The 6,498-nt window shown below is 66.1% G+C and carries 6 protein-coding genes and 1 pseudogene; 4 read left to right on the top strand and 3 right to left on the bottom strand.

Annotated features, from left to right (window positions below; all coding sequences use genetic code 11):
- Together ETD85_RS37220 and ETD85_RS64900 are read right to left on the bottom strand one after the other, a co-directional pair.
- Window positions 1-232: pseudogene (locus ETD85_RS37220) on the bottom strand (hypothetical protein); the annotation flags it as partial.
- A 1,174-nt stretch (window positions 233-1,406) separates the two neighbouring features.
- Window positions 1,407-1,628, bottom strand: a complete 222-nt coding sequence (locus ETD85_RS64900) for a zinc-binding dehydrogenase (RefSeq protein WP_206059109.1) — start codon at window positions 1,626-1,628, stop codon at window positions 1,407-1,409.
- Window positions 1,629-1,723: 95 nt separating this feature from the next.
- Here ETD85_RS64900 and ETD85_RS37210 point away from each other — a divergent pair, with 95 nt between their 5' ends.
- The 4 genes from ETD85_RS37210 to ETD85_RS37195 all read left to right on the top strand — a co-directional run bounded on the left by ETD85_RS37210 (window position 1,724) and on the right by ETD85_RS37195 (window position 4,694).
- A complete protein-coding gene (locus ETD85_RS37210; RefSeq protein ID WP_240779673.1) occupies window positions 1,724-2,152 on the top strand; it encodes a response regulator transcription factor in 429 nt (142 codons plus the stop codon).
- Window positions 2,153-2,477: 325 nt separating this feature from the next.
- The gene (locus ETD85_RS37205) at window positions 2,478-3,050 is read left to right on the top strand and encodes a transposase family protein (RefSeq protein WP_170247041.1); all 573 of its coding nucleotides are present in this window, start codon (window positions 2,478-2,480) and stop codon (window positions 3,048-3,050) included.
- A 198-nt stretch (window positions 3,051-3,248) separates the two neighbouring features.
- A complete protein-coding gene (locus ETD85_RS37200) occupies window positions 3,249-3,719 on the top strand; it encodes a hypothetical protein (protein WP_138694519.1) in 471 nt (156 codons plus the stop codon).
- A gap of 204 nt (window positions 3,720-3,923) precedes the next feature.
- Window positions 3,924-4,694 carry a transposase family protein gene (locus tag ETD85_RS37195; protein ID WP_206059108.1) on the top strand — a complete coding sequence of 257 codons (771 nt, stop codon included), beginning with the start codon at window positions 3,924-3,926 and terminating at the stop codon, window positions 4,692-4,694.
- Window positions 4,695-4,893: 199 nt separating this feature from the next.
- Here ETD85_RS37195 and resB read toward each other — a convergent pair whose 3' ends face one another.
- Window positions 4,894-6,459 (bottom strand): cytochrome c biogenesis protein ResB, encoded by a 1,566-nt coding sequence (resB, locus tag ETD85_RS37190; RefSeq protein WP_138694517.1) that lies wholly within the window; start codon window positions 6,457-6,459, stop codon window positions 4,894-4,896.
- Between the last annotated feature and the right edge of the window lie 39 nt (window positions 6,460-6,498).

The following is a 6,498-nucleotide window of genomic DNA, read 5'->3' as shown; positions in this document are numbered from 1 at the left end:
TGCCGTTCTCGGCCTGCTTTCTCCAGTGCACGATATGGGAGTGATACAGCCGTTCCTTACGGAGCAGGGCACCCCGCTCGGGGCTGCCTTCGGGCAGCGCGTCGAAGGCGGCCAGGATCCGCGCCTTGTAGGCCTTGGTGAACGTCCGCCGTTTGGGCCGGGTCGGCTGCTCATCGGTCACCCGACCATCCTGCCCCGTCAAGGCGGTCTGGAAGGCGAGGGTCATGGCCACTGTCTCGATCGTCCTGCCTCGCCCTGCTTCGCATCAAAAGGACTCATACGTCCCATGTATCACAGCAGTCTGACAGAGAGGGCCGCCGTCTCGGTCAAGGAAGGCCGTGAGGCCTGGAGAGGTGACGCCTGCTGTTATCTGGGGTGCCGAAAGAGTGTCAGGCATGTAAGTCAAGTGGCTCCCGAGGAACAGGTACCCGGTGCGCGGGAACACCGTCTACTTTTCCGCCCACAACGCGCGTGCAGACCACTTCGCACATCAGTGCACTCGACTTCGGAAACTGACACCCCTTGCCAGAGCTCTCACCGAGGTCGTCATCAGGCTGAACCTCAGCGACGATGACGCCATCGCGCCCCAGGCCACGGTTGAGGTCCTCGAGCGGGTGATCGCCTCCTGGAGGACCTGTCCGAGCAGGACCGGCAAGCCCTCGTCGACCTGATCAACCAGTTCGCGCACCAGGAAACCGAACCTGCCCGGCATCTGACCGCCTGGGAAGCGCCCGAAACTTTGGATCTCCTGACCTGAGGTCATCACAGCCAACCAAGGCCCTGTCTTCCGCCGGTTTCCCGGTCGGCTGTGCTCTCCCCGGTGCCTGTGGTCCGGACCATGGCGTTGAGGAAGAGATGGCATTAATCATGCGACAGAAGGCATAAATCCAACTTTATTTTTTTCCTTTCGAGAGTCATTCTCGTTATGAGAGGAGGCCGGAGAATTTCAATAAATTAATCCGGGATCTGCGCAGTAACGCATCATCAGACGAGCAAGTTGATTGGCAGGGGAAGGAAGCGCGAACATGGTGACGATTCCACGCAACCAAAAAGGGTTAAAGATAGCGCTGACCTCGATCGCGGCCGCACTGGCACTACTCGGTGGGACAACTAGCCCAGCAACAGCGGCAAACAGCAGCGCACTCGAATACCACTCGACATTCAATAAGCTTGACAATGAGTACAACCGGGCGGAGTGCCATGCCTACGGCACGCTCGGGAGAGATAGAGCCTGGTGGTCCCATTATGCGTGCTATCAGATCCCGATCAACGTTGGCCCCGACTATGAGCTATGGGTTGACTGGAACGCCTAAAGCCTGACTCACCAATGACCGTTCCATTGTCGATCAAGCCCCGGTTCCGGCCCGGTGGGTTCGCCTGGACCTCGGGGTGCGTCCGGGGCCTGTTCAGTGCCGCACGGTGACGACGATCTTGCCGAACTGAGTGTTTGATTCCAGGTGGCGGTGGGCCTCAGCGACGTCGGCCAGGTCGAAAGTGCGGTCGATGACGGGGGCGAGGGTCCCGGTGCGCAACCCCGCCCTGATGAAGGCCCTGGCGCGCGCCAGGCGCTCCGGGTCGGCGGTGATGAGGTCCACGTTGAAGCCGTGTACGGTCAGCGGCCAGTTCATCGGCAGGGGCCGGTCGCGGGTCCAGCCAGCCGTACACGATCAACAGTCCTCCCGGTGCCACCGCGGCAATCACCATGATCGTGTCACACCGCTCGATGCTTGCCGGATCCGACCTGATCCTCGTCCTCGACAAGGGGACCCTCATCGAACACGGCACACACCAGGAACTGCTGAAAGCCCAGGGTCGCTACGCCGAGCTGTACGGGATGCAGACGGCCGCATACACATCTGAGAGCCTGCTGACGAAGGCACGAGTGTCGGCCGGGGAGCCCATCTTGTCGCCGACGGTGACCCGCCAGTTGATCGCCCACGTCGCCGACACCGGCGCCGCCGCCCGGCGGCAGCACGCCGTACGCATGCTGAGGCTGCTCAGCGAACGGGAACGGGAGGTGGCCGTCGCCGTGGGCCGGGGCAGGTCCAACGCCGAGATCAGCGGCGAGTTGTTCATGAGCATCGCGACCGTGAAGGCCCACATCTCGCGCATTCTCGACAAGCTCGCCCACGACGCCGGCCTGACCGGCTGAACCTCACCCCGGCGGCACCTGACCCGGATACCCGCCGTCTCGCCTCCCGGGCGCGTTCTGGGCTCATGTGAACCCGGCCTTCGAGACTGAGTGCAGGAATTGGCGGTAGCGACCTGTGGCTTCTTGGTCCTGTTAGTGGTCCGTGATGCCCGGAACTCCCATAGCTCCGGCCGGCCGCCACTCAGTTGATCAGTGGGTACGGCGGCGGGAGGTTGTCACTTCAGGGGCTCTGCCAAGATTCCCGTGGTGACAGCTTGTCCTGTTTCCCCACACGCTGCTGTTCTGGATGGGACCGTGAACGGTGTGCGACCGTGACATGGTGAACATGCTCTTCCCGCACCTGACCGCGGTGGAGATCGAGCAAATAGACCGTCAGGACGGCCAGATCCAGGTGGCGGCCCGCACGCGAGGGGATCCGGTGTGCTGCCCGTCGTGCGGGGTGGCCACGGGCAAGGTGCACGGCTATCATCGGCGCCGCCTGGCCGACCGTCTGGTGGACGGGATGCCCGTGGTAATCGAGCTGAGGTTACGGCGCTTGGCGTGCGTCAACCTGGACTGCGCGCGGCAGACCTTCCATGAGCAGGTGCCGGGGCTGGCCAGCCGCTACTGCCGGCGCACGCCGGGTGCGACGGCGCTGGTGATCGCGTGCGCGCTGGCGCTGGCCGGGCGAGGCGGGGCCGCTCTGCTGGCCTCGACTGGATTCCTGCTCAGCCGTACCAGCGTGCTGAGCGTCCTGATGGCAGTGCCGGAGCCGGCGCCGGATGTCGCGGCGGCGATCGGTGTCGACGACTTCGCGATCAAGCGGGGTCAGCGCTATGCCACCGTCATCATCGATGCCGTCACGCATCGCTGCCTGGACGTGCTGCCCGACCGGCTCGGCGTCACCTTCGCCCACTGAGCTCGGTTCAACCTGAACCAGCAGGTCAAAGGCGTGGTGTGATCGTCGTTGGACGTACTCGGGCTGGTGACTCCCAGGAATCATGACGAGTGATCGTCCGTCATCAGCGGATCAATGTTTCTGGCCGATTCCACCGCAGCCGGCCACATCCTCCCTCTAGGTCCGTATCCGTGTAGTTATCTACGGTAATCGCCGGAGGTGAGGCGGGATGTCATCGCTGCTGGAACGGATCGCCGCCCGTCGGCCGAACTGGCCGAGCAGGCACAGCATTTGACCAAGCAACTGGCCGACACCCAACACGAACTCGACCGGGTGAGCGTGGCCGAGCAGGTCGTCACCCAGATGCTCGCCGAGCCCGAATCTGCCGGTCAGGACACGCCGGCGCAGGCGCCCGGCGCCACCACCAGCGCGCCCGCCGACTCCGGTTTCGTGATCGTCCCCCACCGGCACCAGGTCTCCGGCGCCGACGAACTCCCCGCCGACTACCAGCTTCTCCTGCAGACCGTGACGGACGCGGCCGGCCCGCTGATCTGCAAGCACATCTGCCATGCGGCCGGGCTGGGCACCGCATCAGGGCAGGTGGAAGGTACCCGGGCCAAGCTGAACCGGCTGGCCGAGCGGGGCTGGCTGCGCAAGATGCCGGCCGGGAGTTTCGCCCCGCCGCCCTGACCCCGGCCTGACATTCTGGCCCGCCGGCGCCGATCCCGGCACGATCCTGCATACCGCCCGCCTTCGCCCCTGACCAGGGGCGCCTTCCGCAGACCCGGTAGATTCGGGCCGCGAAGCGCGCCCTCGGCGGGGGCCTGGCGGTTTGTGACAACAACCAACGAGCCCGCCGAGGGCACACCCGCTGTCTATCAGGTTCGGCTGCCGTTGTCGGCCAAGACCCTCACCTTCGTCGCCGACCTGTTGCGCGGCCATCTGAAAGCGATCGGATCACGCTGGCGCAAGCTCCCGGCCGGGAAGATCGCAGTCATCGTGCTCGCCGTGCTGCGCCATGACCAGCGCCTGGCCGACATGGCCGGCGGCAATGACGTCTCGCCTGGCACCGTGCGCCGCTGGGTGCAGGAGGTCCTGCGTCTGCTGGCCGCGCGGGCACCACGCCTGGACCGCGCCCTGGCCAAGATCGCCAAGTGGGGCGGCGAGGTCGTACTGATCGATGGCACCCTGATCCGCACCGAGCGCCGCAGCGGCAAAGACAACCGCAAGAACTACTCGGGCAAGCACAAAACGCACGGCCTGCTCTTCCTGGCCCTCACCGACACCGCCGGGAACCTGCTGTGGATCTCCGCCGCCCGGCCCGGCCGCGCCTCCGAGATCACCACCGCCCGCCACCACAACCTCGTGCAGAAGCTACGCCAGGCGGGCCTGGGCGCCCTGGCCGACCTCGGCTTCGTCGGGCTCGACGGCGACCCCGACGACCCGGTCGTCATCACCGGCCGCAAGGCCACCCGCACCCAACCCCTCACCACCGCCCAAAAGCAGGCCAACCAGCTCATCAACAGCGAACGCGCCCCCGTCGAGCACGCCTTCGCCGACCTGAAGAACTGGCGCATCCTCACCAAGCTCCGCATGGACGCCACTCAAGCCACCATGCTGCTGCGTGCGCTGCTGGTGCTGACCCACAGCGAAATCACCCGGTGACAGACGATCACACACCATGATCAGGCGCGGTGACCTGCCCGAACACTGCCAAGCGAACTCAGGCAAGGGGCGCGACCTGGGATCTCAGGATGGAATTACCTCAGTGGGGCGCTGTAGCGGGGCCGGCAGTGAGGTCCATCGCGGAGCCCATCATGGCGACCAGGTAGAAGCAGGACGGTGAGGAGGACGGCCCGGTTGCTCAGGGGCCCTTCTTCTCTCTCGCCGATAGAGTCTTGACGATGCTGGCGAACTCCTCGGCGAAGCCCGCCGCGGAGCCTTCGGCGCGGGTCAGCCCACCCGCGTCGGCCGTGCCGTCCTTGATCCGTACGAACACCCTGCGGCGGCGGATCGATAGTGAGAGCACGATGGCGATCACTGCTGTCGCGGCGGAGATGAGCGCGGGCACGCGGCCGGGGTCATAGGTGATCTGGAGCGTCATCCACTCCTTGACCTCGATGAACTCCAGCTTGCCCGCCCCGGTGGGCAGGTCGAGCGACTGCCCGGCGGCCAGTGGCGGGCGGGGCTTGTCAGGGGTGACGAGCGGCGTGAGGGTCTGCAGGACCTCTATCGGGGGAAGCTGGTAGACCGACTGTGGCTGGCCACTCCTCAGGCCGAGGTCGCCGCTCACGGCCAGGACGACCTGGGCTCGCGGGTTCAGCCGGCCGGGGAAGGCCGAGGCGTGGGTGCCGTCGGGCAGCTGCACGCTGGTGGGCAGGAACCGCAGCAGGAACCCCATCGGGGACGGGCGCGCGTCGGGCACCTTGATCACACACCCTGAGGTGAGTGTGGAGTTGTCCTCGATCAGGCACGGTACCGGACCCTCGAAGGCCACCTGCCCTTTGCCGTCGGTGACCCTGAAGACCGGGGCGTAGCCGTGGCCGATGAGGTACGTCTGAGTTCCGTTGACCTCCAGCGGCTCGTTGACTTTGAGTTCGAAGTGGCGGGCGGGGGCATCGGGCGAGTCGCGGACCTTGAGGTAGGCGGAGTAGTCGAGCTCCTGCCCGCGCTTGTCGCCCTCGACCTGGTAGGTGGCCTCGAAGTCGGTCAGTTCGAAGGAGAACGGCTCCAGCGACTCGGCAGAGACCTGCGGCCCGGGAAGGTAGCGGTCGTAGGTGGCGACGGTGTTGGCGAACCCGTCGCCCTCCACGACCAGGACGTTGGCGCGATAGCCGAACAGGGAGCCTATGCCGACCGCGACCAGCAGCCCGAGCAGCGAGACGTGGAAGAACAGGTTGCCGGTCTCGTGCAGGCGGCCCTTCTCGGCGGCTACCCAGCCGTCGCCGGTCGCGACGCGAAAGCGCATCCGGCGCAGCCGCCCGGCCGCCTCATCCACCGTGAGCCCGTCGCTGAGGGACGCGTAATGGGGCAGTCGCGAAAGGATCTTGGGCGCGGCGGGCGGCTTGCGGCGCATGTCGCGCAGATAGGCTGCGGTGCGCGGGACGATGCAGCCGATCAGTGAGGTGAACAGCAGCAGGTAGATCGCCGCGAACCAGGCCGAGGTGAAGACGTCGAAGAGCTGGAATCTGTCGTACCACTCGGCCAGCGCGGAGTTGTCCTGATAGAGCCGCGCCACCTTCTCGGGCTCGACGCCACGCTGGGGTACCAGTGACCCAGGCACGGAGGCCAGGGCGAACAAGAACAGCAGGATCAAGGCCGTCCGCATCGAGGTGAGCGTCCGCCACCCCCAGCGCAGCCAGCCCACGAGCCCGAGCTTGACGGGCGTGCGTTGCCGCTGCCCGTCGCTTGGTGGCTCGTCGGCGCCCATCAAATCATGCGAGGGCGCGCGCTGACCAGGCGCCGCAGG

It is taken from the genome of Nonomuraea zeae (genome assembly GCF_005889725.1).
Taxonomy (GTDB): Bacteria; Actinomycetota; Actinomycetes; order Streptosporangiales; family Streptosporangiaceae; genus Nonomuraea; species Nonomuraea zeae.
This window is presented reverse-complemented; position numbering and strand designations above follow the sequence as displayed.